The 26098-nt window shown below is 69.3% G+C and carries 30 protein-coding genes; 18 read left to right on the top strand and 12 right to left on the bottom strand.

Annotation, left to right across the window (positions count from 1 at the left end; translation table 11 throughout):
- Positions 1-181 precede the first annotated feature (181 nt).
- Genes AB0B61_RS50540 through AB0B61_RS50525 form a run of 4 tightly spaced genes read left to right on the top strand, consistent with a single transcriptional unit; the run spans position 182 to position 3116 of the window.
- On the top strand, positions 182-1048 hold the full coding sequence (locus AB0B61_RS50540; RefSeq protein ID WP_358448349.1) for an ABC transporter substrate-binding protein: 867 nt from the start codon (positions 182-184) through the stop codon (positions 1046-1048).
- Positions 1003-1881, top strand: coding sequence for an amino acid ABC transporter permease (locus AB0B61_RS50535; RefSeq protein WP_358448347.1), 879 nt, complete (start codon positions 1003-1005; stop codon positions 1879-1881). Before AB0B61_RS50540 ends, AB0B61_RS50535 begins: the two co-directional genes overlap by 46 nt.
- Positions 1878-2621, top strand: coding sequence for an amino acid ABC transporter ATP-binding protein (locus AB0B61_RS50530; protein ID WP_358448345.1), 744 nt, complete (start codon positions 1878-1880; stop codon positions 2619-2621). Before AB0B61_RS50535 ends, AB0B61_RS50530 begins: the two co-directional genes overlap by 4 nt.
- 57 nt (positions 2622-2678) lie before the next feature.
- On the top strand, positions 2679-3116 hold the full coding sequence (locus AB0B61_RS50525) for a CGNR zinc finger domain-containing protein (RefSeq protein ID WP_358448343.1): 438 nt from the start codon (positions 2679-2681) through the stop codon (positions 3114-3116).
- Here the strand turns inward: AB0B61_RS50525 and AB0B61_RS50520 are convergent.
- The gene (locus AB0B61_RS50520) at positions 3086-3442 is read right to left on the bottom strand and encodes a S24 family peptidase (RefSeq protein WP_358448341.1); all 357 of its coding nucleotides are present in this window, start codon (positions 3440-3442) and stop codon (positions 3086-3088) included. The genes AB0B61_RS50525 and AB0B61_RS50520 overlap by 31 nt on opposite strands.
- Before the next feature lie 30 nt (positions 3443-3472).
- On the opposite strand from AB0B61_RS50520, the gene sodN reads away from it, so the two are divergent.
- From sodN to AB0B61_RS50505, 3 genes are all read left to right on the top strand, one after another.
- Complete coding sequence (gene sodN, locus AB0B61_RS50515; RefSeq protein WP_214640147.1) at positions 3473-3874, top strand: superoxide dismutase, Ni; 402 nt, start codon at positions 3473-3475, stop codon at positions 3872-3874.
- 127 nt (positions 3875-4001) lie between these two features.
- Positions 4002-4427, top strand: a complete 426-nt coding sequence (locus tag AB0B61_RS50510; protein ID WP_214640148.1) for an anti-sigma factor — start codon at positions 4002-4004, stop codon at positions 4425-4427.
- Between the two features lie 17 nt (positions 4428-4444).
- The gene (locus AB0B61_RS50505) at positions 4445-5224 is read left to right on the top strand and encodes an RNA polymerase sigma factor SigF (RefSeq protein WP_357643195.1); all 780 of its coding nucleotides are present in this window, start codon (positions 4445-4447) and stop codon (positions 5222-5224) included.
- Positions 5225-5271: 47 nt separating this feature from the next.
- Here the strand turns inward: AB0B61_RS50505 and AB0B61_RS50500 are convergent, their stop codons facing one another.
- On the bottom strand, positions 5272-5664 hold the full coding sequence (locus AB0B61_RS50500) for a hypothetical protein (protein ID WP_358448339.1): 393 nt from the start codon (positions 5662-5664) through the stop codon (positions 5272-5274).
- A 90-nt stretch (positions 5665-5754) separates the two neighbouring features.
- On the opposite strand from AB0B61_RS50500, the gene AB0B61_RS50495 reads away from it, so the two are divergent.
- A complete protein-coding gene (locus AB0B61_RS50495) occupies positions 5755-6720 on the top strand; it encodes a diacylglycerol kinase family protein (protein WP_358448337.1) in 966 nt (321 codons plus the stop codon).
- Between the two features lie 278 nt (positions 6721-6998).
- Positions 6999-7253: a WhiB family transcriptional regulator gene (locus AB0B61_RS50490; RefSeq protein ID WP_357643192.1), complete on the top strand. Its 255-nt coding sequence runs from the start codon at positions 6999-7001 to the stop codon at positions 7251-7253.
- 142 nt (positions 7254-7395) lie between these two features.
- Here AB0B61_RS50490 and AB0B61_RS50485 read toward each other — a convergent pair whose 3' ends face one another.
- Positions 7396-8868, bottom strand: coding sequence for a PAS domain-containing sensor histidine kinase (locus AB0B61_RS50485; protein WP_225301849.1), 1473 nt, complete (start codon positions 8866-8868; stop codon positions 7396-7398).
- Positions 8869-8877: 9 nt separating this feature from the next.
- On the opposite strand from AB0B61_RS50485, the gene AB0B61_RS50480 reads away from it, so the two are divergent.
- Together AB0B61_RS50480 and AB0B61_RS50475 are read left to right on the top strand one after the other, a co-directional pair.
- The gene (locus AB0B61_RS50480) at positions 8878-9345 is read left to right on the top strand and encodes a hypothetical protein (RefSeq protein ID WP_358448335.1); all 468 of its coding nucleotides are present in this window, start codon (positions 8878-8880) and stop codon (positions 9343-9345) included.
- Positions 9342-10061, top strand: a complete 720-nt coding sequence (locus AB0B61_RS50475) for a GntR family transcriptional regulator (protein ID WP_225301848.1) — start codon at positions 9342-9344, stop codon at positions 10059-10061. The genes AB0B61_RS50480 and AB0B61_RS50475 overlap by 4 nt, the downstream gene beginning before the upstream one ends.
- A gap of 10 nt (positions 10062-10071) precedes the next feature.
- On the opposite strand, the gene AB0B61_RS50470 is transcribed toward AB0B61_RS50475, so the two are convergent.
- Complete coding sequence (locus tag AB0B61_RS50470; RefSeq protein WP_358448333.1) at positions 10072-10653, bottom strand: hypothetical protein; 582 nt, start codon at positions 10651-10653, stop codon at positions 10072-10074.
- Positions 10654-10753: 100 nt separating this feature from the next.
- On the opposite strand from AB0B61_RS50470, the gene AB0B61_RS50465 reads away from it, so the two are divergent.
- The 5 genes from AB0B61_RS50465 to AB0B61_RS50445 all read left to right on the top strand — a co-directional run bounded on the left by AB0B61_RS50465 (position 10754) and on the right by AB0B61_RS50445 (position 16153).
- Positions 10754-11722, top strand: a complete 969-nt coding sequence (locus AB0B61_RS50465) for a hypothetical protein (protein WP_358448331.1) — start codon at positions 10754-10756, stop codon at positions 11720-11722.
- Positions 11723-11802: 80 nt separating this feature from the next.
- Complete coding sequence (locus tag AB0B61_RS50460; protein WP_358448329.1) at positions 11803-12963, top strand: sensor histidine kinase; 1161 nt, start codon at positions 11803-11805, stop codon at positions 12961-12963.
- Between the two features lie 37 nt (positions 12964-13000).
- Complete coding sequence (locus AB0B61_RS50455; protein ID WP_357949581.1) at positions 13001-13654, top strand: response regulator transcription factor; 654 nt, start codon at positions 13001-13003, stop codon at positions 13652-13654.
- The gene (locus AB0B61_RS50450) at positions 13651-14421 is read left to right on the top strand and encodes a hypothetical protein (RefSeq protein ID WP_358448327.1); all 771 of its coding nucleotides are present in this window, start codon (positions 13651-13653) and stop codon (positions 14419-14421) included. The genes AB0B61_RS50455 and AB0B61_RS50450 overlap by 4 nt, the downstream gene beginning before the upstream one ends.
- A gap of 85 nt (positions 14422-14506) precedes the next feature.
- Positions 14507-16153 (top strand): acetolactate synthase, encoded by a 1647-nt coding sequence (locus AB0B61_RS50445; protein WP_358448325.1) that lies wholly within the window; start codon positions 14507-14509, stop codon positions 16151-16153.
- 79 nt (positions 16154-16232) lie between these two features.
- Here AB0B61_RS50445 and AB0B61_RS50440 read toward each other — a convergent pair whose 3' ends face one another.
- Positions 16233-17948, bottom strand: a complete 1716-nt coding sequence (locus tag AB0B61_RS50440; RefSeq protein ID WP_358448323.1) for a protein kinase — start codon at positions 17946-17948, stop codon at positions 16233-16235.
- Positions 17949-18205: 257 nt separating this feature from the next.
- On the opposite strand from AB0B61_RS50440, the gene AB0B61_RS50435 reads away from it, so the two are divergent.
- Positions 18206-18586, top strand: coding sequence for a thioesterase family protein (locus tag AB0B61_RS50435; protein ID WP_358448321.1), 381 nt, complete (start codon positions 18206-18208; stop codon positions 18584-18586).
- A 17-nt stretch (positions 18587-18603) separates the two neighbouring features.
- Here AB0B61_RS50435 and AB0B61_RS50430 read toward each other — a convergent pair whose 3' ends face one another.
- The 7 genes from AB0B61_RS50430 to AB0B61_RS50400 all read right to left on the bottom strand — a co-directional run bounded on the left by AB0B61_RS50430 (position 18604) and on the right by AB0B61_RS50400 (position 25020).
- Positions 18604-18816: a biotin/lipoyl-binding carrier protein gene (locus AB0B61_RS50430; RefSeq protein ID WP_357643180.1), complete on the bottom strand. Its 213-nt coding sequence runs from the start codon at positions 18814-18816 to the stop codon at positions 18604-18606.
- A 41-nt stretch (positions 18817-18857) separates the two neighbouring features.
- Positions 18858-20216: a biotin carboxylase N-terminal domain-containing protein gene (locus AB0B61_RS50425; protein WP_358448319.1), complete on the bottom strand. Its 1359-nt coding sequence runs from the start codon at positions 20214-20216 to the stop codon at positions 18858-18860.
- 129 nt (positions 20217-20345) lie between these two features.
- The gene (locus tag AB0B61_RS50420) at positions 20346-21608 is read right to left on the bottom strand and encodes an HD domain-containing phosphohydrolase (RefSeq protein ID WP_358448317.1); all 1263 of its coding nucleotides are present in this window, start codon (positions 21606-21608) and stop codon (positions 20346-20348) included.
- Entirely contained in the window at positions 21605-22960 is a 1356-nt protein-coding gene (locus tag AB0B61_RS50415; RefSeq protein WP_225301835.1) for an HD-GYP domain-containing protein, read from the bottom strand. Before AB0B61_RS50415 ends, AB0B61_RS50420 begins: the two co-directional genes overlap by 4 nt.
- Positions 22961-23203: 243 nt before the next feature.
- Positions 23204-24142 carry an NAD-dependent epimerase/dehydratase family protein gene (locus AB0B61_RS50410; protein WP_358448315.1) on the bottom strand — a complete coding sequence of 313 codons (939 nt, stop codon included), beginning with the start codon at positions 24140-24142 and terminating at the stop codon, positions 23204-23206.
- A gap of 9 nt (positions 24143-24151) precedes the next feature.
- A complete protein-coding gene (gene rsrA / locus AB0B61_RS50405; RefSeq protein ID WP_225301833.1) occupies positions 24152-24418 on the bottom strand; it encodes a mycothiol system anti-sigma-R factor in 267 nt (88 codons plus the stop codon).
- Positions 24415-25020: a sigma-70 family RNA polymerase sigma factor gene (locus tag AB0B61_RS50400; protein WP_214640210.1), complete on the bottom strand. Its 606-nt coding sequence runs from the start codon at positions 25018-25020 to the stop codon at positions 24415-24417. The genes rsrA and AB0B61_RS50400 overlap by 4 nt, the downstream gene beginning before the upstream one ends.
- 234 nt (positions 25021-25254) lie before the next feature.
- Here AB0B61_RS50400 and AB0B61_RS50395 point away from each other — a divergent pair, with 234 nt between their 5' ends.
- Entirely contained in the window at positions 25255-26070 is an 816-nt protein-coding gene (locus AB0B61_RS50395) for a methyltransferase domain-containing protein (RefSeq protein WP_358448313.1), read from the top strand.
- Positions 26071-26098 lie beyond the last annotated feature (28 nt).

The following is a 26098-nucleotide window of genomic DNA, read 5'->3' as shown; positions in this document are numbered from 1 at the left end:
AAGAGGGGTTACGGGGGTCACCCGTCGCTCCATAGTGCCACATGCTGAGATCGGGTCTGTCTCGGGACCGACTCCGTTCTGTTGACGCATTGTTAATTCTCAGATGACGGTCCGCAGCAAAAGGCCATTTAAACTTCACAAAAACCAACTTTCCTTACATATCACTCGAGGAGGCCCGCACATGGCCCTCTGGCCCAGGACGCGCCGTGGCTACACCACCGGTGCGCTCGCCCTGACCGCCGCCCTGGCGCTGACCGCCTGCGGCAGCACCTCGCAGACGGGCACCAGCGCCTCGTCCTCCGCACCCGCCACGGCGGCGGGCGGAGTACAGCTGGTCGCCCCCGGAAAGCTGACCACCTGCACCAACCTGCCGTACCCGCCGTTCCAGTCCAAGGACGCCAGCGGCAAGGTCGTCGGGTTCGACGTGGACATGATCGACCTGGTCGCCAAGAAGCTGGGCGTGACGCAGGACATCGTGGACATCGACTTCGACTCGATCAAGGGCGGTGCCGCGCTCAGCGCCGCCAAGTGCGACGTCGCCGCCGCCGGTATGACGATCACCCCGGACCGCAAGCAGCACCTCGACTTCTCCAACCCCTACTTCGACGAAGTGCTCGGCCTGGTGACCAAGAAGGGCGCCGGTGTGCCCGACCTCGAGACCGCCAAGACCAAGGGCCTGAGCGTCGGCGTGCAGGCCGGCACGACCAGCCTCACGCTCGCCAAGAGCAAGGGCATCGAGGCCAAGGAGTTCAAGGACTCCGGCAAGCTGCTGCTCGCGCTGCAGTCCGGCCAGGTCGACATGGTGATCCAGGACCTGCCGGTCGTCGTCGACTGGATGAAGAAGCCGAACGTCTCCTCCGCCTATGAGCTGTCCGGCCAGGTGCCGACCCACGCCCAGTACGGCTTCGCCGTCAAGAAGGGCAACGCCGCGCTGCTCAAGGTCATCAACGAGTCCCTGGCCGAGGCGATCAAGGACGGCACCTGGACCAAGGAGTACCAGGAGTGGATGGGCGCCGCGCCCGTCACGACCCCGACGCCGACCTCCTGATCATGACGACCACGCCGACCACGGCTGAGCCCGCGAAAAGCGGGCTCAGCCCCCGCCAGCGCCGTCGCGTCAGCCTCGCCATCCAGTACGCCGTCTTCGTCCTCGTCCTCATCGCGGTGATCCTGCTCGCGGACTGGCCGAAGATCTTCGAAAACTTCCTGAACGGCAAGGTCGCCGCGGGGATGTTCCCCACGCTGTTCACGGTGGCGTTGAAGAACACCCTGATCTTCACCGTCGCCGGCTATGTGATCGGCTTCGCGCTCGGTCTGGTGCTGGCGCTGATGCGGTTGTCCTCGGTGGTCCCCTACCGGGTGGTCGCCCTCGTCTACATCGAGATCTTCCGCGGCCTGCCCGCGCTGATCATCTTTCTGCTGCTCGGGTTCGGCCTGCCGATCGCCTTCCCCGGGTTCAAGCTCCCCGGCGACGTCTACGGCACCGTGGCGCTCGCGCTGGGCCTGGTTGCCGCCGCCTACATGGCCGAGTCGTTCCGCGCGGGCATCCAGGCGGTGCCCAAGGGGCAGATGGAGGCGGCCAGGTCGCTCGGCATGAAGCCGGGCCGGGCGATGCTCTCCATCATCCTGCCGCAGGCCATCAGGATCGTGATCCCGCCGCTGACCAACGAGCTGATCCTGCTGTTCAAGGACTCCTCGCTGGTCTTCACGCTGGGCGTGACGGCGGCGACCACCGAGCTGACCAAGTTCGGCTCCGACACCACGATCGACCAGGCCAACAGCACGCCGCTGATCGTGGCCGGCGCCACGTACCTGCTGATCACGATCCCGCTCGGGTTCGTGGTACGCCGCCTCGAAGCGCGCCAGGGGAGGAAACGGTGACGCACGCCGTAGAGATCAGGGAGCTGCACAAGTACTTCGGCGACAACGAGGTGCTCAAGGGCATCGACTTCACCGTCGAACTCGGTCAGGTGGTCTGCGTCATCGGCCCCTCGGGATCGGGCAAGTCGACGCTGCTGCGCTGCGTGAACGTGCTGGAGACGCCCACCAAGGGCCGGGTGTTCGTCAACGGCGTGGAGCTGACCCATCCCGACGCCGACATCGACGCCGCCCGGCGGCACGTCGGCATGGTGTTCCAGCAGTTCAACCTGTTCCCGCACCTGACCGCGCTGCAGAACGTGATGATCGCCCAGCAGCGGGTGCTGAACCGCAGCAAGAAGGAGGCCGAGATCGTCGCCAGGGAGAACCTGGCCAAGGTCGGTGTCGGCGACAAGTGCGACGAATATCCCGGCAAGCTCTCCGGCGGGCAGCAGCAGCGGGTGGCCATCGCCAGGGCGCTGGCCATGAACCCGGACCTGATGCTCTTCGACGAGCCCACCTCGGCGCTGGACCCCGAGCTGGTCGGCGACGTGCTCGCCGTCATGCGCAAGCTGGCGGAGGAGGGCATGACGATGCTGGTGGTCACCCACGAGATGGGGTTCGCCCGCGAGGTGGCCGACCGCGTGGTGTTCATGGACGGCGGGGTGATCGTCGAGGAGGGAACGCCCACCGAGGTGATCGGCGACCCGAAGCAGGAGCGGACCCGCTCCTTCCTCAGGCGCGTCCTGCACCCGGAAGGTTGACCTGCGAAGCGGGGCGTCCGAGGCTGGGGCGCCCCGCGGCTCGTGTAATACTCCGGCATGGACCTCACCTCTTACGCCGAGTGGGCGGTCCGGCTGGTGAACGATCCGCACCCCCCGCCGGAGCTCCTAGAGCTGCGTGACGAGCTGGCGGCCCTGTTCGACGGGACCGGCGGCGAGCAGGCCGTCGTGGCGCGGCTGAACGCGCTGCTCGTGCGCCATCCGGTGCGCCCCCAACTGTCGGACCACGACGGGCAGCGTTGGCATCTCCACCTCGCTGTGGACGCGCACGGCACAGCCGCCGCCGGCGCCGTGATGGGCCTGGCCGCGCTCGTCGCCGAGCTGGGCGCCGACCGGCTCGGCCGCTGCCAGGAGCCGCGGTGCATGCGGGCCTTCCTCGACACCTCCTCCAACCGCTCGCGCCGCTACTGCTCCGCCCGGTGCGCCAGCAGGGCCAACGTCGCCGCCTACCGTGCCCGCCGCAGGAGCGGCCAGTAGCGCAGCATCACCCGGCCCACGATCTCGTTCACCGGGCCGAAGTCCCAGCTGTCGCGGCGCCCGCCGGCCCGCTGGTTGTCGCTCTCCAGCCACCAGCCGTCGTCGCCGTGCCATTGGGCCCGCTTGACGATGAGCCGATCGGGCTCGCCAGGGAGCCGTGCCACGACCAGATCGCCGGGATGCACCGCGGCGCCACGCCGTACGAGGAGCCAGTCGCCGGGCACCAGCGCGGGCCGCATCGAATCGCCCTCGACACGCACTCTCATGGGCTGTGACCCCCTCCGCCGCAGGCGTTTGGACCCGAGTAAGGTCGGTAGTTGGACCAAGCTGATTCAGCATCAAGGAAGGACTTTCTGATGCTCGCACGACTGCTACGACCCAAGCATGTCGCTTCCGCCCATTGCGACCTGCCCTGTGGGGTATACGACCCCGCGCAGGCCCGGATCGAGGCGGAGTCGGTCAAGGCGATCATGGAGAAGTACGCGGCCAACGAGGACCCGATCTTCCGCGCCCGGGCGCTCTCCATCAAGGAGGAGCGGGCCGAGCTCGTCAAGCACCACCTGTGGGTGCTCTGGACCGACTACTTCAAGCCCCCGCACCTCGAGCAGTACCCTCAGCTTCACCAGCTCTTCTGGGAGGCCACAAAGCTGGCCGGCGCCGCAGGCGGCAAGGGCACGGTCGAGGTCACCAAGGCTGAGGACCTTCTCGGCAAGATTGACGAAATCTCCAAGATCTTCTGGGAGACGAAGGCCGCCTAAACCGGCACAAAGGCTCTGTGCGGCGACCTTCCGCGCAGAGCCTTTTCGGTCGATGGCGAGTCTGATTCCGCCAACCACCTCCCGGGGGCGGTAAGTTGCAGTCAGCGCCGTATACGCGAGGAGGAACGTGACCGAGGAAACCGAGACGCGGGCTGAGGGCGTGGCCGGCATCCGCGACGTGGTGAGCATCAGGCTCCCGGCCGCGAGTGCCTACCTGTCCGTACTGCGTACGGCCACTGCCGGGCTTGCTGCACGGCTCGACTTCACGCTGGACGAGATCGAGGATCTGCGGATCGCGGTCGACGAGGCGTGCGCGATGTTGTTGAGCGAGGCCGTGCCCGGGACCGATCTGACCGCCGAGTTCGAGCTGACCGGGCAGGAAATGCAGGTCAGGGTCGAGGTCGCGACGGTCGGCAGCTCCGCGCCAAAGCGGGACGACTTCGCCTGGATGGTCTTGACCGCCCTGGCAGACGATGTGGAAGCGGTGATCGACTCTCCCGATCGCATGGCGATCGTCCTGCGTAAGCGCCGAGGCACGGCGAGGCCGGCGTGACGGAAAGGACTGGAGCCATGGCCACCAGCGACCACGCCGTGCCCGACAGGGTGCGGGCCCGCATCCTCTTCGCCGAGCTGGCCGAGCTGGGGCCTGACGAGCCGCGTCGGCAGCGCATCAGGGACGAGCTGGTCGAGCTTCACCTTCCTCTGGTCGAATATCTGGCCCGCCGCTTCCGTAACCGGGGCGAGTGGCTGGACGACCTCACCCAGGTCGCCACCATCGGGCTGATCAAGTCCATCGACCGCTTCGACCTCAACCGCGGCGTGGAGTTCTCCACCTACGCCACGCCCACGATCGTCGGCGAGATCAAGCGCCACTTCCGTGACAAGGGCTGGGCGGTGCGCGTGCCGCGCCGCCTGCAGGAGCTCAAGCTGTCGCTGACCAAGGCGATCAGCGAGCTGTCGCAGCGCGAGGGCCGGGCGCCGACCGTCGCGGAGCTGGCCGCCTTCCTCAAGATGACCGAGGAGGAGGTGCTCGAGGGTCTGGAGTCGGCCAACGCCTATTCCACCGTGTCCCTCGACGCGCCCGACTCCGGTGACGACGACGCGCCCGCCGTGTCCGACTCGCTGGGCATCGTGGACGAGTCGCTCGAAGGCGTCGAATACCGCGAGTCGCTCAAGCCGTTGCTCGAACGGCTGCCGCCCCGCGAGAAGCGCATCCTGCTGCTGCGGTTCTTCGGCAACATGACCCAGTCGCAGATCGCCACCGAGCTGGGCATCTCACAGATGCACGTCTCACGGCTGCTGGCCCGCACGCTGGCTCAGCTGCGCGAGGGCCTGACCGCGGACGACTGACCCTGGACGACCAACGCGATCGAGGGCCGACGACCGACCCTCGACAGCTAACCCTTCTGCGAGTCCTCGCCATATAGGGCGTGGGTGGTGGGGGGCGCGAGCAACGTGCCGAGGCCGGCGACGGCCACCACGATCAGCGGGATCCCATAGAGCGGCTTGTCCGACTGGATGAGCGTGATCGCGACGGGGAGTACGAAGATCTGGGCCAGCACGCTGGGCGATCTCCCCCATCGCTCCATCTTGTACAGGCCGCCCCAGGCCACCCAGATCAACCCCGCGCCGATCAGCACCCCGAACACCGACTCGGCCAGCGCGCTGGTGATGTCCTCCGCCGCGCCGGCCAGCGTCTCCACCGCGACGTACAGGCCGAGACCGAGCGCCACCAGGCCCTCCAGGGCGACGATGAGCGCGGCGGCGAGAAGTGTCCATGGTCGGTTCACGCCCCAAACCCTATCGGTGCCCCTTGCCGCCCCCAGATTCCGGCTAATGGCCGATAAGCCAGATATCGGGCACCGGCTAGTCTGAACGACATGCGAGCGATGCTCCTGGTCAACCCCAAGGCCACGACCACGAATGCCCGCCGGCGCGACGTACTGATCCGCGCGCTCGGCGCCGCAGTCGAGCTGACGGTGGAACAGACCCGGTACCGGGGCCACGCGGCCGCGCTGGCCACCACCGCGCACGCCAAGGGCTACGACGTGGTGGCCGTGCTGGGCGGCGACGGGACGATCAACGAGGCCGTGAACGGCCTGCTCAACGCCGTCAACGGCGACGACCCCGCGTACAAGGACGATCCCAGCGCCGGGCGGCCCGCGCTGATCGTCATCCCCGGGGGCAGCGCGAACGTGTTCGCCCGCGACCTGGGCCTGCCGAACGACCCGGTCGAGGCCACGGGCGCCGTGCTCGAGGCGCTGCGTGACGGCCGCCGCAGGACCGTGGGGTTGGGGCAAGCCCTTTGGGAGGATGAGAGCCGATATTTCACCTTCGGCGCTGGGATGGGGTACAACGCCGAGGTCATCCGGGCCGTCGAGGGGCTGCGCGGCACGGGCCGGAAGGCGACACCCACGCGATACGTCAACACGGCGCTGCGCCACTACCTCGCCACCGACAAGCGCCATCCGGCGATGACGCTGAGCGGCCCCGGCATTCCCGCCGCCAAGGGCGTGTACATGGCGATCATCTCCAACACCTCGCCCTGGACCTACATCGGCACCCGGCCGGTCCTGCCCACGCCCTGGGCCGGCTTCGAGACCGGGCTCGACCTGCTGGGACTCCAAGAGATAGGCGTTACTTCGATACTTCCCGCCATCCGGCAGATCCTCACGGAGCGTGACACCCTTCCATCGGGCCGGCACCTCGTCCAGCTCCACGACGAGTCCGAGTTCACGCTCGCGGCATACCGCCCTGTGGCCTTCGAGCTGGACGGCGACTACCTGGGAGAACGGGAATCAGTGACATTCCGCTCTATCCCGAACGCATTACAAGTTCTGGTCTAGCTGGTTACATTCGGTCATTGTGTGACGCATCCGACATCCATCCACACCAAAACTTCCTACCAACCCTCTTGCGTGCACTCTCAGTGGCTGACAGGCTCAACTTTGACGTCGGAACGTAGGACCTTTAACAAGCCTTACCGGGTCCGCTCCGACGCTCAGCGGGCAACCCCGGTCCAACGCAGGATCCGGGTCGGTGCTCGCGCGAGTTAGTGAAACTCTTCACAAAGTAGTAGCCGCACGGAGCCAACCAGAGGTTCCATCTACTAAGGAGTGAACGCATGGACTGGCGCCACCGAGCTGCCTGCCGTGACGTCGACCCCGAGCTGTTCTTCCCGATCGGCAACACCGGCCCGGCGCTCATGCAGATCGAAGAGGCCAAGCAGGTGTGCCGCTCGTGTTCGGCGGTCGACCTGTGCTTGAAGTGGGCCCTTGAGTCCGGCCAGGACGCCGGCGTCTGGGGCGGCCTGAGCGAGGACGAGCGCAGGGCTTTGAAGCGCCGCAGCGCCCGTGCCCGCGCTCGCGCCACCGCCTAGCCCAACCGCCCGCCCTACAGCTCGTACGGCAGGCATGGGCCGGCCCCACCCGCCATACGTGGCGGCGCGCCTCCAGGGAGACGCCCGCTGAACCCGCACGTGGCGGGCCGCCGAAACGCGCGCCCGTGACAAGGGCACGCCGTCAGGCGGCCGGCAGCGGGATGGAGAGCGTCACCTCTGTGCCGCCCTCCAGGCGAGGGGCGATCGAGAGCTTGCCCGAGAGTTCGCCGACCACGAGCGTGCGGACGATCTGCAGGCCCAGGCTCGTGGAATTGTCCAGCTCGAAGTCGTCCGGCAGGCCCTGACCGTCGTCCCAGACGGTCACATGCAGCCTGTCGGGAGTCGGTTCCACGACCACTTGCAGGTGTTTGGGGCGGCCGTGTTGCAAGGCGTTCTGGAGAAGTTCGGTGAGAGCCATCGCCAGAGGTGTGGCGATGAGCGACGGAAGGGTGCCGAAGCTGCCTATCCGTCGCGGGGTGACCGCCGCCTCCGCCGCCGACACCTCGCCCGCCATCGCGATCACGCGGTCGGCGATGTCGTCGAAGTCGACGAACTCCTCCGGCGCGTGAGAGAGCGTCTCGTGCACGATCGCGATCGAGCCGACCCGCCGCACCGCCTCCTCCAGCGCCTCCCGCCCTTCGGGCACGCGCAGGCGCCGTGCCTGGAGCCGGAGCAGGGCGGCCACCGTCTGCAGATTGTTCTTGACCCGGTGGTGGATCTCGCGGATGGTCGCGTCCTTGGTCATCAGCTCGCGTTCGCGGCGGCGCAGCTCCGTCACGTCACGGATGAGCACCAGCGCGCCGATGCGGCCCCCGCCGACGATCAGCGGAATCGCCCGCAGCTGCACGATCGTCCCGCCGGACTCGACCTCGGTCTCCTTGGCCGCGCGCCCGCTGGCCACGATCATCAGGTCCTCGTTGATCGGCTCGTCGGAGTAGCAGAGCGTGGCGGTCACCCGGCCCAGCTCGGCCCCGACCAGATCCGCGTGCAGACCGAGCCGCCGGTAGGCCGACAGCGCGTTCGGCGAGGCGTACGTCACGCGGCCCGCCCGGTCCAGCCGCAGCAGGCCGTCGCCGACGCGCGGGGAGCGGACCAGGATCGGCTCCTCGCCGGAGAACGGGAAGCGTCCCTCGGCCACCATCTGCGCCAGGTCGGAGGCGCTCTGCAGGTAAGTGAGCTCCAGGCGCGACGGGGTGCGCGCCGAGGACAGGTTCGTGGAGCGCTGGATCACCGCGAGGAAGCGGGCCTCGCCGACCGGGACCGCCCGCCGTACGGGGATGGTCTCCTCGCGGACGGGCACGCCCGTGGACCAGTCGGGGTCGCCTTCGCGGCAGATGCGCCGCTCGTTCCACGCCGTGTCGATCAGGTAGCGCTCGCCCTTGGCCGCGACGGTGCCGACGATGTCGTCGTGGTAGACGGTGGGCCCGGTGGTCGGGCGCATCTGCGCGATCGCGATCCAGCCGCCGCCCTCGCCCTGGAGCGGCGCCCACAGGATGAGGTCGGCGAACGACAGGTCGGCCAGCAACTGCCAGTCGGAGACCAGCGAGTGCAGCCAGTCGAGGTCCGCCGCATCGAGAGCGGTGTGGCGGACGACGAGGTCGCTGAGAGTCGGCACGAGTGCATCATGCGTGCTTTCCGCCGCAACAACCAAACCGGCGGCCCGGCCCGCCCCTCCCGCGGTCGTGCTCGTCAGACCGCGAACACCGATGAACACGGGCGTGTCGGCGTGCGGTCAACCGTCGATTTTCGGGAATCTCACACTGTGAAAACCGTCACACTGTTCCGTTCGGTCAACCCTCGGAGCGGGACCGTGCGGAGCGCAACGGAGGTGATCGACACGTTGATCGTCTTTGACTCAGCCTCGGCTACGGCCTCGGTTGCGGCCACGCCTGCCACTGTGTATATCCTTCACAATCAACCTGAGCTGCCCGATCCGGCATGTATCACGGCGGGCGAGCCCGGTCTGACGACGAGCGCGCCCCTGCCCGTGTCGTGCCGGTGGTTGACCGCTCGGGCCAATCTGAGTTCCGATGATCTCGCGGTGATCAGACACGCCCTCACCGCCGTGGCAGAAGTGAAGGTGAGAGCGTGACGGACGACGGCCCTCGCGTACCGAAGTACTACGACGTGAAACGGAGCCTGCTCGAGCTCACCAAGAGCCTGTCTCCCGGGACGGCGCTGCCTCCCGAGCGGGCGCTGGCCGTACGCTTCGAGACCTCGCGCACCACCGTCCGTCAGGCGCTGACCGAGCTGGTCGTCGAGGGGCGGCTGCTGCGCATCCAGGGCAAGGGCACCTTCGTGGCCCAGCCGAAGGTGGCGCAGGTGCTGCAGCTGACGTCCTACATCGGCGACCTGCGCACGGCCGGCCTGGAGCCCGACACCAAGATCCTGGAGATCGGCTACATCACCGCCGACGAGCCGCTCGCGCGGCGGCTGGCCATCAACCCGGGCGGGCGCGTCCTGCGCATCCACCGTCTGCGCCTGGCCAACGGGGAGCCGGTCTCGATAGACACCACTCACCTCTCGGCCCGCCGCTTCCCCAGGCTGCGGCGGGAGCTGGAGGTGCACGCGTCCCTGTACGAGACGCTGCACAACGCCTACAACGTCCGGCTCACCGACGCCGAGGAGATCATCGAGACCGTGCTCGCCACGCCCTATGACGCCAAGGCGCTCGGCGTGGACGTCGGGCTGCCGATGCTGCTCCTGACCCGGCACGCCTTCGACGCCGACGGCAACCCGGTCGAGTGGGCGCAGTCGCTCTATCGCGGCGACCGGTACAAGTTCGTCACGCGCCTGCGCCGCCCCTGAGACAGCCTCGTCAGCAGGCGGCCACCGGCAGATCGCAGACCTTCACCGTCATCCGCTCCGCCTGGGAGATGAGGCCCTTGAAGCGCTTGAGCGGCAGGCTCTTCGTCGCCCAGGCCGATCCGCCCACGACGTAGACGGTCGCGCCGTTTCGTACGACGACCGTCAGCTCACCGCTCTCGAAGAAGCTGCTGCCGGCCCGCAGAGCGTCGTCGCCCACCTTGAGGGGCTTGGTGTAGTAGTGGTGGCGGTCGGGACCCTTGCCGAAGTTCTCGCACCGGGACAGGTCCGCGCGCAGCCCCCGCATCGCCTTACGGGCGGCGGAGACGCTCTTGTAGACGACCAGCTGCTCGTACTTGAACGTGTCTTCCGAGCGGTAGTGGACAGACCTGGTCGCCAGGCGGTCGGTGGTCGAGGCCGTACGGCGCTCGCACGGGTTCAGCCGGAGCGGGAGGCTCTTCGACTCCGTGGTCTTGTAGGTCTCCCACTTCTTGGCCGGTGGGTGGGTCTCCAGGAAGAGCATCCCGTCCGGCAGGGCGCCCGCCCCCATCGACATCGCCGCGGCGACTGCCACGGCTACCCCGATCTGTAACATCTGGACCTCCAGCTCATGCGTCACCACAAGAGACGGCCCGCAATGCCGATTCGTTCAACTATTTCGGGACTTGCAGCCATTACCGGGTGATGATGCAGGCATGGCAAAGGCGATCGAACAACCCGTTCCCGGCGTCACGGTCGGGCACGCTCTCCTCGGCCGCTCCAAAGGCGCGGCCCAGCCGGTGGACAAGATCGTGCATGACGGCGACACGATCAACATCGCGGCCGACGGCAACTTCGGCGTGCGCCTGCTCGGCGTCGACGCCCCCGAGGTCAGCTTCGAGTTACCCCGCAACCCGAACTTCCCCGACTTCCCCAAGGGCTTCGTCTCCATCGACAAGCCCGCCTGGACGACCTTCCTCACCGACCCGTTCGAGAAGGGCTACCAGGAGCTCACGCTCCGCACGGCCCTGCGCAACAACCTGCTGGGCAGGCTGGGCCCGGCGGCCGCGCCCAACCACGCCGCCCACGCCGCCCCGGCCACCCAGGCGCTCAAGACCATGATGCAACTCGACATCACCGAGCAGGGCCTCACCGACGAGACGTTCAAGATCAGGCTGGCCTTCGCGTACGAGATCCTCGACCGGTACGGCAGGCTCCTCTGCTACGTCAACCGCGACCAGCGCGACAAACCCCGCCCCGATCCGTACAACGAGCGGCTGCTCGCGGCCGGGCACGTGATCCCCTACTTCATCTGGCCCAACGTCGACCCCTTCGTCCGCCAGGAAGGCCGGATCGCCGACGCGGTGCCGGCTCCGGGCAGCGCCAGGACGGTCGCCGAAGCGGGGGCGCTGGGCAGGGCCAGGCAGGCCGTACGGCGGGCCCGCGAGGCGGGGCTGGGCCTCTGGGACCACGCGAACCCGCTCGCCCTGCTGCCGTTCGAGCTGCGCTTCCTGGCCCAGCGCCGGGCGCCCGACCGCTACGTGCTCGACCTGTCGGACAACGCCAGGGAGTTGCTGCACCCGCAGAGCTACTTCCGCATCCCCGACCCCGAGGACCGGCTGTTCGTCAACGCCGAGCACGCCCCGCTGTTCCGGGAGAAGGGCTGGTCCGTCCCGCCACTGTGAGGGGGTGGGGCTAGCCCCACCCCACAGGCACACACCAAGCCCATGTCCCGCGGTCCCCGGAGGTCAATACCGTTGGTGCCATGAAAGTCCCCCGCCCGTGGTCGGCACGCGCCTGGCTCGACACGGCGCATGTCGTGATCGGGCTGCCAGTCGGCGTGATCCTCGCCGGGCTGACCCTCGTGTGCGCCGCGGTGCCGTCCCTGATGCGCCGCGGCCTGCCGCTCTTCACCCGGGTGCAGCGCTCCCGGTTCGAGGCGTTCCTCGGGGCGCACATCCAGCCGGTGCGCTCGCCGATCACCTGGCGCAGCCGCGTCACCTGGCGGCAGATCGGCTACCACCTGCTCTCGCCGCTGGTGGGGCTGGCCGGGACCGTCCTGGTGACGGCCGCGTGGGGGGCGGCCGGGGTGGGGCTGACGGCGTTCCTGGAGCCGATGCTGCAGAAGCGTCCGCTCGTGTTCGAGTTCAACCTGAGGGAACCGGGCGTGGTCTCCCTGTACATGGCGGTCGGGTTCGTCCTGCTGCTGGTGGCTCCGACACTGGCGCGGGGAATGGCGCGTCTGGACCTGTCGGTGGCGCGTACGCTGCTCGGCCCCAGCCGCCACGAGCTGGGGCAGCGGATCGAGACGCTGACCGAGAGCCGCGCCGGGGTGATCGACGCGGCCGACGCCGAGCGGCGGCGCATCGAGCGGGACCTGCATGACGGCGCCCAGCAGCGGCTGGTCTCGCTGGCCATGAACCTCGGGCTGGCCCGCGCCACGCTGACCGACCTGCCCGAGCCCGCCCGTGAGGCGATCGCGCAGGCGCACGAGGAGTCCAAGCAGGCGCTCAAAGAGCTGCGCGACTTCGTCCGTGGCCTGCACCCCGCCGTGCTCAACGACCAGGGCCTCGACGCGGCGCTCTCCGGCATCGCCGCGCGCGCCCCCATCCCGGTGCGGCTGCGCGTCGACATCGACCTGCGCGCTTCTCCTACCATCGAGGCGGTGGCGTTCTTCATCGTGTCCGAGGCCCTCACCAACATCGCCAAGCACGCGGCGGCCACCAAGGCCGAGGTGAGCGTGGTCCGCGAACGCGACCGGCTGTGCCTGCGCGTCTTCGACGACGGCTGCGGTGGCGCCCGGCTCGACGGCGGCACCGGGCTGCGCGGCCTCCTCCAGCGGATCGACTCGGTCGACGGGACGCTCCGCCTGTCCAGCCCGCTCGGCGGGCCGACCACGATCGAGGTGGACCTGCCGTGCGAGTAGTAGTTCTGGCGAAAGACCCCGTTGAGGTGGACCTGTCGTGCGAGTAGTGCTGGCGGAAGACTCCGTACTTCTGCGCGAAGGGCTCGTCCGGCTGCTCGACGCGGCCGGCATGCGGGTGGTGGCGGCCGTGGACGAGGCGGAGGGCCTGCTGCGCGCCGCTGAGGAGCACCTGCCCGACCTGGTGGTCACGGACGTACGGATGCCTCCCACGCACACGGACGAGGGCCTGCGCGCCGCCCTCGTGCTGCGCCGCGAGCATCCCGACATGCCGGTGCTGGTCCTGTCGCAGTACGTGGAGGAGCGCTACGCGGCCCGGCTGCTCGCCTCGGCCACCGGGGGCGTCGGCTACCTGCTCAAGGACAGGGTGGCCGACGTGACCGACTTCATCGACGCGCTGCGCCGGGTGGCGGCGGGCGGCACCGCGCTGGACCCGGAGGTCGTCGCCCAGCTGCTGCTGCGCGGGCACAGCGACCCGCTCGACCGGCTCACACCCAGGGAGGGCGAGGTGCTCAAGCTGATGGCCGAAGGCCGCTCCAACGCGGGCATCGGCCAGGCGCTGGTGCTGAGCGAGGGAGCGGTCGGCAAGCACATCGGCAACATCTTCACCAAGCTCGACCTGTCCCCGGCCGAGGGCGACCACCGCCGGGTCCTCGCCGTCCTGCAGTTCCTCAAGATCAGGAGTCTGCCATGAGGGCCCTGTGGCTCAGCGCGGGCGCCGTGGCGACCGTGTGCGCCTTGCTGATCAGCGGTACCGCGTTCTGGGATGGGTTCGCCCACGCCAGTCCACCGAGGGAGACGACCAGCAGGAGCATCTCGTTCAAGCTGTCACAGCTGAAGGTGATCGCGGGGCGCGGAAGCGTGAACGTCAGCATCCATCCCGGCGAGGCGGGCGAGCTGTTCCTCGAACGGTCACTGAGCTGGTCGAAGACGAAACCGACCGTCAAGGAGGACTGGGACGGCCGGACGCTGCGGCTCGATGCCTCTTGCCCAGGCACGGACGAGCGGCACGCGCCGGTCTGCGAGGTCGACTACGCGCTGTTCGTGCCGGTGGAGACCGATGTAGCGGCGGAGTCGGCCAACGGCATGCTGGCGGTCAACGGTCTCTTCGGCAATGTCCGGATGATCTCCGAGTCGGGTCCGCTGCGGGTGACCGAGACATCGGGCACCGTCTGGGCCAGGAGCGGTTCCGGCGATGTCACGGGTCGCAGGCTCACGGGCAGCGATGCCGACGTGGAGATCGGCTCGGGCCAGGTCGACCTGTCCTTCGAAAACGCTCCGACGAAGGTCCGCGCGGTCGTCAGAACCAGAGGCGATGTCATCGTGGCGGTCCCCGGCCTGTCCTACGACGTGGACGCGCGTGCCAAGAACGTCGACCTCGACATCATGAAGGAGCCCGCCTCGCCAAGGAAGATCACCGTACAGGCGCCGGCCGGCACGGCGAATGTCTGCTGCAGGTGAGGACCGGGAACCGGCCGCCATGGCCGCGTGACGACGCAACCGTTGACATCTGTTTACTCTGATGGCTCGTTGGTAGGTTCCCGGCATGGAGTCTGCGAAGCATGCCGGTGACGCCGCCGTCGCCGTGTCCAAGGCCTATGGTGTCGAGACCATGTTCACGCTGTCGGGAGGGCACGTCTTCCCGCTCTACGACGGCGCCGTGCACGAGGGCATGCGGATCCTCGACGTACGCCACGAACAGAGCGCCGTGTTCGCCGCGGAGGCCACGGCCCGGCTGACCAGGAAACCCGGGCTGGCCGTCCTCACGGCGGGGCCCGGGATCACCAACGGGATCAGCGGCGTCGCGACCGCGCACTTCAACGGCTCCCCCGTGGTCGTCATGGGCGGGCGGGCCCCGCGCTCACGCTGGGGCAGCGGGGCCCTGCAGGAGATGGACCACCCGCCGCTGCTCGGGCCGATCACCAAGCTGTCCTTCACCGCGACCGGAGCCGACTCCATCGGCCAGGACGTCGAGGCGGCCTTCCGCACGGCCGTCGCGCCGCACCGCGGGCCGGTCTTCCTCGACTTCTACATGGACGACCTGTTCGCGCCGTCGCCGGCGCACCTGGTCGAGACGCAGAGCCCGTCGCCCCTCGAGCCCGACCCCGAGTCCCTGGCCACCATCGCCAGGCTGCTCAGCGAGGCCGAGCGCCCGGTGCTGGTCTACGGGTCCGACGTGTGGATGGACCGGGCCGAGGAGGCCGCACGCGACTTCGCCGAGAACTGGCGGCTGCCGGTCATCCCCAACGGCCAGGGCCGCGGCATCCTGCCCGCCGGCCACGAGCTCCTCGTCACCCGCGCCCGCGGCCTCGCCTTCGCCAAGGCCGACCTGGTCATCGTGGTCGGCACCCCGCTCGACTTCCGGCTCGGCTACGGCTGGTTCGGCGGCAAGCAGGGCGCGCCGCCGGCCAGGGTCGTGCACATCGTCGACACGCCGTCGCAGCTGGCCACGCACACCCAGCCCGCCGCGTCCGCCGCCGGCGACCTGTCCGTCGTGCTCTGGAGCCTCGGCACCGCCTGCGGCGACGCCGGCCTGAAGCCCACGGCCTACTCCGGCTGGGTGTCGCAGCTGTCGGAGGCCGCCGCCGCGGCGATCGCCGACGACGCCGCCCTGCTCACGGCCGACTCCGACCCGATCCACCCCATGCGCATCTACGGCGAGCTGGGCAAGGTGCTCGACGACGACGCCGTGGTGATCGGCGACGGCGGCGACTTCGTCTCCTACGCGGGCAAGTACGTCGAGCCCAAGCAGCCCGGCAACTGGCTCGACCCGGGCCCCTACGGCTGCCTCGGCACCGGCCTCGGCTACTCCATCGCCGCCCGGCTGGCCCGGCCGTCCTCGCAGGTGGTGCTGCTGCTGGGCGACGGCGCGGCCGGGTTCTCGCTCATGGACGTCGACTCCCTCGTACGGCACAACCTGCCGGTGGTCATGATCTGCGGCAACAACGGCATCTGGGGCCTGGAGAAGCACCCGATGCAGATGCTCTACGGCTACGACGTGGCCGCCGAGCTGCAGCCGCAGTGCCGTTACGACCAGGTGGTGACGGCGCTGGGCGGCGGCGGCGAGCTGGTCACCCGGCCGTCGGAGATCGGTCCCGCGCTACGTCGCGCGTTCGACTCCGGCGTGCCGTACATGGTGAACATCGCCACCGACCCCCAGATCGCCTACCCGCGCACCACAACGGGAATCTGACCTGACCGCCCACTTTCGCACCACTACGGGAAGCCGACCTGACCGCCTACCCCCGTCGCACCACGACGGGGGATCTGAGTTACCTGGCCCCGGGCGTCGGCGTCGGCGTCGGGGTGGGTGACGGGCAGGGGCCGCCGTCGATGACGACGATCTTGACCGGTTTGTTCACCTCTAGCCACGTGCCGCCGTTGGGGAAGGTCTGACCGACCCGGCCGCAGGCGGTGCCCTGCTCGGTAGTGGTCTGGTCGATCTCCCTGGTGTCGAAGCCCGCAGCGTGGATCCGCTTGACGGCCTCCGCGTACGGCAACTCGACCACGGAGGGGACCTGCTTCTTCGTGACCGTCGCGCTCGGCGTCGGCGAGCTGCTGGGGGTCTTGGTCGGGGTCTTCCTTTCCGTCGGATCCGGGGTTGGTGACGCCTTCTCCGTCTCCGTCGGCTCCGCGGCCGTCCGAGTGGGCGTCGGCTCCTGCGTGGGCGGCTTGGTCGTCTTGGTGCGCTTGGGCTTCGGCGACGGAGGGGTCGGATCGGGAGTGGGCTCGGAGTTCGCCCTCGACGTGGTGACGGTCGGCTCGGGTGCGAGCTGGCTCGACATGTTCGTCAGCGCGACGGCACCGGCGCCCGCCCCGAGGACGACCGCGGCCGCGATCCCGGCGACGAGGGCACCCCTGCGGGGCGCCTTGGCACCGGCGCGACGGGCGCCCTGCCGCGGCCCGGCCAATGTCTGCGCCTCAGACGTCCCAGCCTGATGGGACCCGGTCTGGTGCGGCCCAGCCTGGTACGACCCCGTCTGGGGCGGCCCACCGGCCTGATAGGACCCCGTCTGATGGGGTGCTCCCTGATAGGACCCCGTCTGGTAAGGGCCCGCCTGGTGGGATCCGGTCGGGTGGGGACCTGACTGACGGGACCCGGTCTGGTACGCCTCCATCGGCGCGGCCATGGTGGCACCCGTCACCGGCGGCGCGGGCTCTGGAGGGGGTGTCTCGCCGGCCGCGATCTTGCGGGCCGTCTCACTCATCGCTCTGGCCGTCGGGTAACGGGCGAGCGGATCCTTCGACAGTGCGCGCTCCACGAGCGCGCGGGCGGGCGGGGGGATCTCGGCGGGCAGCGGCGGAGGCGCCTCGCGGATGTGCTTGAGCGCGATCGTGACCGCGCTCTCGCCGTCGAACGGCCGCTGCCCCACCAGGCATTCGTAGGCCACCACGCCCAGCGCGTAGATGTCCACCGCGGGCGTCACCGGCGCGCCCTCGGCCTGCTCGGGCGCGCAGTAGGCGGCGGTGCCGAGCACCATGCCCGCGTCCGTGAGCCGGCTGGCCACGTCGGAACGGGCGATGCCGAAGTCGGTCAGCACGAGCGTGCCGTCGCGCTGGACCAGCAGGTTGCCCGGCTTCACATCACGGTGCACGATCCCCTGTTGGTGCACCGCCTGCAGCGCCGAGGCGGCCTGCGCGATCAGCTCCATCGCGGGCTGGGGCGGGATCCGGCCCAGTCGCATCAGCAGCTTGTCGAGCGGCTCCCCGTCGACGAACTTCATCACCAGATAGACGGTGTCCCCGCTCACACCGTAGTCGTAGACGTCGACGACACCCGGATGGTTGATCGTCGCCATCGCCCTGGCCTCGGCCTGGAAACGCGCGACGAACCCGGGATCGTCCATGCGGCCGGGCAGCAGCACCTTGACCGCGACGGTGCGCGCCAGCACGATGTCCTCGCCCCGCCACACCTCGCCCATGCCGCCGGCGCCGATGCGGGTGTCCAGGCGATAGCGCCCCGCCAGCGTCGTTCCTTGGGCTACCATGACTCCCCCGTTACCCCTTTACCTCTATAACCTCTCCCACCCCAAGGATCTCCAACAAAGCGAAGTTGTGTCGCGGTGAGGTAACACAGAGGTCACGGAACTTCGAGAGTGTACGACTCACGAGTCCCACATGCCACTTAAATGCCGTAAGCCCTACAAACCCTATCCTGCGGCCTTCTGACCGCACTTGTCCGCGTTTCCGGGAGATCAGGGCCCTTGACAGCGGGCCGCGGTGATGATCGCAGTACGCTGGCGGTATGACGCTCGCTCCGGGTCTCCGCTCCCAGCTGCTCATCATGGTCGAGAGGTCCGACACCGCTGAGAAAATCGGCAGCGGCGACGTCCCGGTGCTCGCCACTCCGCGGCTGCTCGCGCTGGCCGAGAGGGCGACGGTCGAGGCAGTGCACGCGCATCTCGCGCCCGGTGAGACGACCGTCGGCACCCGCGTCGAGCTGGAGCACCTGGCCCCGAGCCCGCTGGGCACACACGTACAGATCACCACCGAACTCACCGAGGTCGACGGCCGGCGGCTGGTCTTCGGCTTCGAGGCCCGCGACAAGCGGAGCGTCGTCGGCCGGGGCACGATCGAGCGAGTGGTGGTCGATCGCGCCAAGTTCCTCGACCGCGCCGCCCGCTGAGGTCCGCGGACCGGCGGCTATTCGATGACGGCGATCAGGTCGCCCTCCTGGATCACGTCGCCCTCGCTGACCTTGAGCTGCGCGACGACGCCCTCGTCCTCGGCCAGGACGGGGATCTCCATCTTCATCGACTCGAGGATGACCAGCGTGTCGCCCTCGGAGACGGTGTCGCCCTCCTGGACGACGACCTTCCAGACGTTCGCCACCATCTCCGCGCGTACCTCAGCCACCGCGACTCCCCTCTTCCAATGAGCTAACAATGTCATGTGCGCTATGCGCGCATCCGCCCGATCAAACCGGTGTCATAGTCGCCGCTGACGAACTCGGCGTTGTCCAGCAGCTCCGCGCAGAACGGCAGGTTGTTCTTGGGCCCTTCGACGACGAATCCCGAGACGGCCTCGCGACCGGCCCGCAGCGCCTCGGCCCGGGTCGCACCGAAGACGCAGAGCTTGGCCATGAGGGGATCGTAGAACGGCGTGACCGTGTTGCCCTCCTCGTAGCCGGAGTCCACCCGAATGCCCTCGCCGACCGGCTCCCGCCAGGCGGAGATCTTGCCCGGCCCCGGGAAGAACCTCTTGGGATCCTCGGCGTACACGCGGAACTCGATGGCGTGGCCACCGGTCTCCGGCTTCACCTCGGGACTCTCGCCCGCGGCCACCCGGAGCTGCAGCTCGACCAGGTCCAGCCCGGTGACCAGCTCGGTGACGGGGTGCTCCACCTGGAGCCTGGTGTTCATCTCCAGGAAGACGAAGTCCTGCTCGTCGGCGTCGACCAGGCACTCCACGGTGCCCGCGCCCAGGTAGCCGACGGCCTCGCCGGCCCGCACGGCGGCGGCCAGCATACGCTCGCGCAGCTCGGGCGTGATGCCGGGCGACGGCGACTCCTCGACCACCTTCTGGTGACGACGCTGCACGGAACAGTCGCGCTCGCCCAGGGCCACGACGGTGCCGCCGGGCAGGCCGAGGATCTGCACCTCGACGTGGCGGGCCCGCTCGATATAGCGCTCCAGCAGGATGGCGGGCCCGTCGAGAACATCACCCGCGGCGAACCTCGCCGCCGCCCGCACGGCCTGCTCGAACGCCTTGGCCAGTCCTTCGTCGTCGTGGGCGACGCTCATCCCGATGCCGCCGCCCCCGCCCGCGGTCTTGACCATGACCGGGTAGCCGATCCGGCCCGCCGCCCGCAGCGCCAGCTCCAGATCGGTGACGGGCTCCCGGGTGCCGGCCGCCACGGGCACGCCCGCGTCCTCCATCAGGTTGCGGGCATTGATCTTGTCGCCCATCTTGTCGATGGACTCGGGAGCCGGGCCGATCCACACCATCCCGGCGTCGATCACCGCCCTGGCGAACGCCGCGTTCTCCGCGAGAAACCCGTAGCCCGGATGAACCGCCCGTGCCCCGGTGGCCCGCGCCGCCTCCAGCACCTTCCCGGCATCGAGATAGCTCAGCTGAGGGTTGGCCGGCCCGATCAGCACGGCCTCGTCCGCCTCGCGCACGAACGGCAGATCCGCGTCGGCCTCGGAGTAGACGGCGATGGCCCGCAACCCCAGCCGCTTGACCGTGCGGATGACCCGCCGGGCGATCTCCCCTCGATTGGCGACCAGAACGGCCCCAAGCGTCTCAGTAAGCACCCGCCCAATCTACGGCCGTTGGGCGCGAGGTCCCGTTCCCGCTAAACCACTGATCGCCGGGACGTCTTCTGTAGAAACCCCACAAACGCCATGTAAATAAACCTACTGCGGTCACCGCCCACAGAGGGGTCACAGCTTGTGGACCGCCAGCCGGTCCACAACCCGGGTCATCGCCTCGATCGCCGCCGGATCATACGCGGTCCCCACCGCCAGCCGCAGCCGCTCCAGCGCCGCCCCCGCCCGATCCCGATCAGCCGACCCGCCGACCAGGTCGTCGTAGGCGTTGGCCGCCTTGATGATCCGGCTGGACAGCGGTGGGTCCTCGGCGATCTGGTCGCATTGGCGGCGTACCAGCTCGGCCACCCGGTCCAGCACCCCCGTCTGCCTGATCACCTCGGCCCCCAGCTCGGCGATGCGGCGGGCCTGCGTGGGATCGGCGAGCACGGTCGCGCCGCCCGGGATGGGGTCGCTCAGGGACAGCTGGCCGATGTCGTGCATGAGGGCGGCGTACTCGAGCTCCAGCAGCTCCGGCTCCGCCATGCCCAGCTCGCGGCCGACCGCCACGGCCAGGCGGCTCACCCGGCGCGAGTGACCGGGCTCGACGTAGCCGCCGACCTCCGTGACCCGGGACAGGGCCCGTACGGTCTGCAGGTAGGTGGCGCGGATCCCGGCGTACTTGCGGAAGGCCACCTGAGTGACCAGCAGCGGAGCGGCGAAGACCAGCAGCGCCACCAGGTCCATGCTGTGGGTGGCCAGCGCGAGCAGCACGCCGGAGGCGGCCACGGCGGCTCCGAGGGGGAAGGCCATGTTGAGCTCGTCGCGTACGGCCACCTTGAAGGCGGTGCGCACCTGCTCGGCCCTGAGCAGGGCCGCGATCAGCACGTCGATCAGCAGGGTGAGCGTGATGAGCGTGACCATGACGCCGAGCGCGGGCCACCACGTCGGCGGGTCCTGCCGGGTGAGCTGGAAGAGCGGGTCGGCCAGCGGCCGGAAGGCGAAGGCGAGCAGCGCGCCGGTCAGCAGGCGGCGCGCCATGGCGTCGAGGCGCGGCGGGCGGCCGACCGCCAGGTGCGGCAGCGCGCCCGCGATCATGCCCACCGCGATCACGGCCACCACCTGGAGCGCCGTGTGGCGCAGCGGGTTGTCGCTGAGGTCGAGCAGCAGCGTGTAGCCGAGCGCGGCGGCGGCGCCGATGGGCGCGACCTCCCGGTTGCCCGGCATGGTGAGCCTGGCCAGCTCGCCGACCGCGATCAGCGCGCCGAAGCCGATCGCGATCTCGGGCCGGTCGAGCCCCACGGCGGAGGTGTGCGCGACGCCGGCCACCGCGACCAGCCCCGCCCCGCAGATGAGCAGCAGCTGCCCGGAGTCCAGGCTTTGGAAGGCACGCGTCAAGGCCCGCTCACCACTTCGATCGGCCTGGTCGGGTCGTCATGATCCTTGATCGGGGTCTCGGTCGCCTCGGGCGGCGGCGACTCGACGCGGCGGGGCGGCTGCCATGGCTCGCGTTCGAGCGCTCTGGCGAAGGCCGCCACCATGACCGGGTCGAACTGGCGGCCCGCGTTCTTGCGCAGCTCGTCGACGGCCACCTCGACCGAGCGGGCGTGGCGGTAGGAGCGGTCGGACGTCATCGAGTCGAACGCGTCGGCCACGGCGATGATCCGGGCGAACTCCGGTATCTCGTCGGCCGCGAGCCCCATCGGGTAGCCCTTGCCGTCGTGGCGTTCGTGGTGGTGCATGATCCCGGCGTAGGCCTCGTCGAGGAAGTCGATCCCCCGGACGATCTCCAGCCCGCGCATCGGGTGGAGCTGGATCGCGGCGAACTCCTCCTCGGTCAGCGGCCCCTCCTTCTGCAGCACCTTGGTCGGCACGCCGAGCTTGCCCACGTCGTGCAGCATGCCCGCGTAACGGATGGCGCGCAGCCGCTCCAGGCCCATGCCGATCTCCTGGGCGATCATCGAGGAGGCCAGCGAGACGCGGGTGCAGTGGCCCCTGGTGTAGTAGTCCTTCGTCTCGACCGCCTGGCACAGCGCGGCGATCGTGGCGTCGTAGGAGCGTTGCTGCGCGTGATATTGGCCGAACGCCCAGCGGGCGACGAACAGCGGCAGCAGCACCAACACCGCCGAGATCGACTGCACGGTCGCCCAGAGCCCGGCCACCAGCAGCCCGAACGTGCCGTAACCCAGGTAGGACAGCAGGAACTGGACCATGCCTCGCAGCGGCACCTCCATGGCCCGCACCCGGGTCGCCAGCCGGATCATGGTCAGCGTGAGCACGATGTTGAGCGGCACGAACACGCCCGTGGCCGCGGCGTAGGGGCCGATGAGGTCGTCGAAGGCGTTGACCCCCGGCACCCCGGAGGCGCCGCCCAGACCCTGGTAGATCCAGCCGGCCGCGTAGCCGCAGATCGCGAACTGCGCCCCGTTGAACAGCCGCTTGATCAACGGCAGCCCCGGACGCACGCTGAAGACCGCCGTGAACCCCACCAGAGCGGCCCCTTCCGGACCGATCAGGACCACGGCGGCCAGGGCGGCGGAGAAGCTCACGGACACCGCGAACTGCTCCACGTTCAGCAACGTCGGCATCGACTCGCAGACCAGGAACAGCAGCGCGAGCACCAGCAGGATGCCCAGATCGCCGGGTGCCACCAGGCGCCCGGAGGTGATCACGCTATGTCCGAGGAGGATGGTCGCCGCGCCGATGACGGCGATGAGATAGACCTTCGCAGGCCACGGCAGATCACGCATTGCGGCCCCCAAGGGTGCTCAGGTCCAGGACACCCCGTGAGGCAGGGCCCCGCCCGCGCTCATCAGCAGTGTCATCACAGGGGTGATCAGCACCGCGGCCGCGATCAGCCGGGCGATCATAGCCTTCAGCATGTGCTCGCCTCCACGTCGACTCGGTACGCCGACTCCTGGGGGTCACGCTACAGAAGGCCCGGTCTGTGCAGGGCCAGAGTCGAGAATCGCAAGCAAAGCGTAATCAATCCACTACCTTGGGCGACGGGCGGCCCACGCGACCGTGTTCTTCAGGCCGGTCGCCAGGTCGGTGCGCGGCTGCCAGCCGAGCCCCTCATAGGCCGGCACCGGATCGACCGCCATGGCCGGCAGGTCGCCCACCCGCGGCGGCGCGAACCCCGGCTTGTCCTGCGCGTCGGCCGCGTCGGCGATCAGCGCGTGCAGCCTGCGGTCGGTGGTCTGGATGCCGGTGCCGAGGTTGAACCTGCGCCCGTTGCCGTCGGCTCCACAGGCCCGGACGAAGCCGTCGACCACGTCCTCGACGTAGATGTAGTCGCGGGTCTGCGTGCCGTCGCCGTAGAGCACCGTGGGCGTGCCACTGAGCAGGCCGTCGGTGAAGATGGCCACCACTCCGGCCTCGCCTTCTGGCGACTGGCGCGGGCCGTAGACGTTGGACAGCACGAGCGTGGTGTATTCGATGCCGTAGAGCGCCTTGAAGGTGGCGAGGTAGGTCTCGCCGCTCAGCTTGGAGGCGGCGTACGGCGAGCGCGGGTCGGTGGCGGCGTCACCGGGCACCGGGATCGTCGCGGGCCGGCCGTAGACCGCGACGGAGGAGGCGAAGACCACCTTGCGGGTGCTGGCCGCCTGCGCGGCGGTCAGGACCGCCGCGGTGCCCTGGACGTTCACACTGGCGTCGTGGACCGGGTCGGCGACGCTCTTACGCACGCTGATCTGCGCGGCGAGATGGCAGATGACCTCGGGCCGCAGCTCGGCGGCCAGCTCGATCATGGCCGGATCGCGGACGTCGACCTCGTGCAGGCGGAAGCGGCCATGCGTGGCCGCGTCGGCCAGATTGCCCCGGCAGCCGGAGGAGAAGTCGTCGACGACCGCGACGTCATGCCCATCCGCCAGCAGACGATCGACGAGATTCGACCCGATGAACCCGGCACCCCCGGTGACAAGCACGCGCATGGGGGAATCCTAGTCGGACAGCTCCGACCTCACCTGCGCGATGCGGGCCAGCACTTTGGAGCGCAGGTCTCCGGGGACCGGGTCACAGCCGCAGTGTTTGGCCACGAGCGCCTTGATCGCCTTGTCGAGGTCATATTCCTTCAGGCACGGGCTGCACTCTTCGAGGTGCACGCGGATGTCGACCACGTCGCCCTCGGTCAGCTCGCCGTCGAGATAGGAGTAGACCTTGTCGAGTACTTCCCGACAGTCGGTGTCATGCGGGTTGCCACAGCTCATTTCGATCCCTCCGCCGGGACCAGGCCGCGCTCGCGGGCGTAGTCCTCGAGAAGTCCGCGGAGCTGCCTGCGACCGCGGTGCAGCCTGGACATCACGGTGCCGATCGGGGTCCCCATGATGTCGGCGATCTCCTTGTACGGGAAGCCCTCGACGTCGGCCAGATAGACCGCGATCCGGAACTCCTCGGGCAGGACCGCCAGGGCCTGCTTGATATCACCGTCGGGCAGATGCTCGAGCGCCTCGACCTCGGCCGACTTCAGGCCGCTCGAGGTGTGCGACTCAGCGCGGGCGAGCTGCCAGTCCTCGATCTCCTCGGTGCCCGACTGCTTGGGCTCGCGCTGCTTCTTGCGATAGCTGTTGATGAAGGTGTTGGTCAGGATCCGGTAGAGCCACGCCTTGAGGTTCGTACCTTCCTGGAACTGGTGGAACGAGGCGAACGCCTTGGCGAAGGTCTCCTGAAGCAGGTCCTCCGCGTCCGCTGGGTTCCGGGTCATCCGGAGCGCCGCGGAGTAGAGCTGCTCGAGGTAAGGCATGGCTTCGCGCTCGAACCGCTCACTTCGCTGTTCCAGAGTCTCCGCGCCTGTCGCGGGCACCGGACCCACCCCCCTAAGATCACCGGTGGCCGGCTGTTGCGGTACACCGTACTCAGGGGAGAATACCCGCTCGTCACGGACCGGTCCGTCACTGGGGAGGGGTTCGAGCAATGTGAGCATGCACGTCGCAACACGCCCGCGCCCTCGTCTGTTCCCGCAAGATAGAAGGTGACGAACGACCCGGTGCGGGGAAAACCATACGTACCGGCTGGTAGCCATTTTCCCGGAACCCAGGAGTCGCGTGTGCTGCCCATTCCGGCCGAGGAACTGAACGGCTCAGGGACGCTCGGGCCGTACTGGACCTTCTACCGCGCCGTTGTCGCCGAGCAGCTGACCCGGTGGCTCCCCGCCCAACCCTCCGTCGTCCTCGACCTGTCAGGCGGCCGCGGACGCTGGTCCGGGCAGGCCGCCAGAGCCGGGCACCGGGTGATCGAGCTGCTCGACTTCCGCCGCTCCACCTCATTGTCCATGAGCTCTCAGTCGTTGAGCTCTCAGTCCGTGAACTCTCCGTCAGTGGGCTCTCCCTTGGCACCCGACCCGGAGGCGCGGCTGCGCGACGCCGGGCGCGTCCGCCACGTACGCGCCGACGACCTGGCCTTCCTCCCCGACGAGAGCGTGGACGCGGTCCTCGCCGAGGAACGCGCCATGTCGATCGAGCTCATGGCCGAGTCGGCGATGAGCGACGTGTTCCGGGTGCTGCGGCCCGGCGGCCGGGCGCTGATCTGCGTCGACTCCCTGGTGCTGGGCATGGCGATCCTCGCCGAGCAGGAGCAGTGGCAGCACCTGCGGCAGACGGGCGAGGTCATGCTGGTGCCGTGGCCCGACGGCAGCATCACCCGCTGCTTCAGCAGCGCGCAGCTGCGCGAACTGCTGACCGGCGCCGGTCTGGAGGTGGAGTGGGTACGCCCGCGCACCGTGCTGTCGCCCTCCACCGTCGACCACGTGCTGGGCTCCGACGCCAGGTCGCTGGCCTGGCTGGTGCGCACCGAGCTCGACGCGCACCCGGACGACGACGACACGGTCGGCATCCACCTCGTGGCCAGCGTCCGCAAGACCTAGCCCGCCTTTCGTCGGCGGTACCGCCGAC

Source organism: Nonomuraea sp. NPDC049158, assembly GCF_040648335.1.
In the GTDB taxonomy this organism is placed as follows: Bacteria; Actinomycetota; Actinomycetes; order Streptosporangiales; family Streptosporangiaceae; genus Nonomuraea.
Note: the sequence above shows the minus strand (reverse complement) of the source record. Positions and strands in the feature narration are given on the sequence as shown.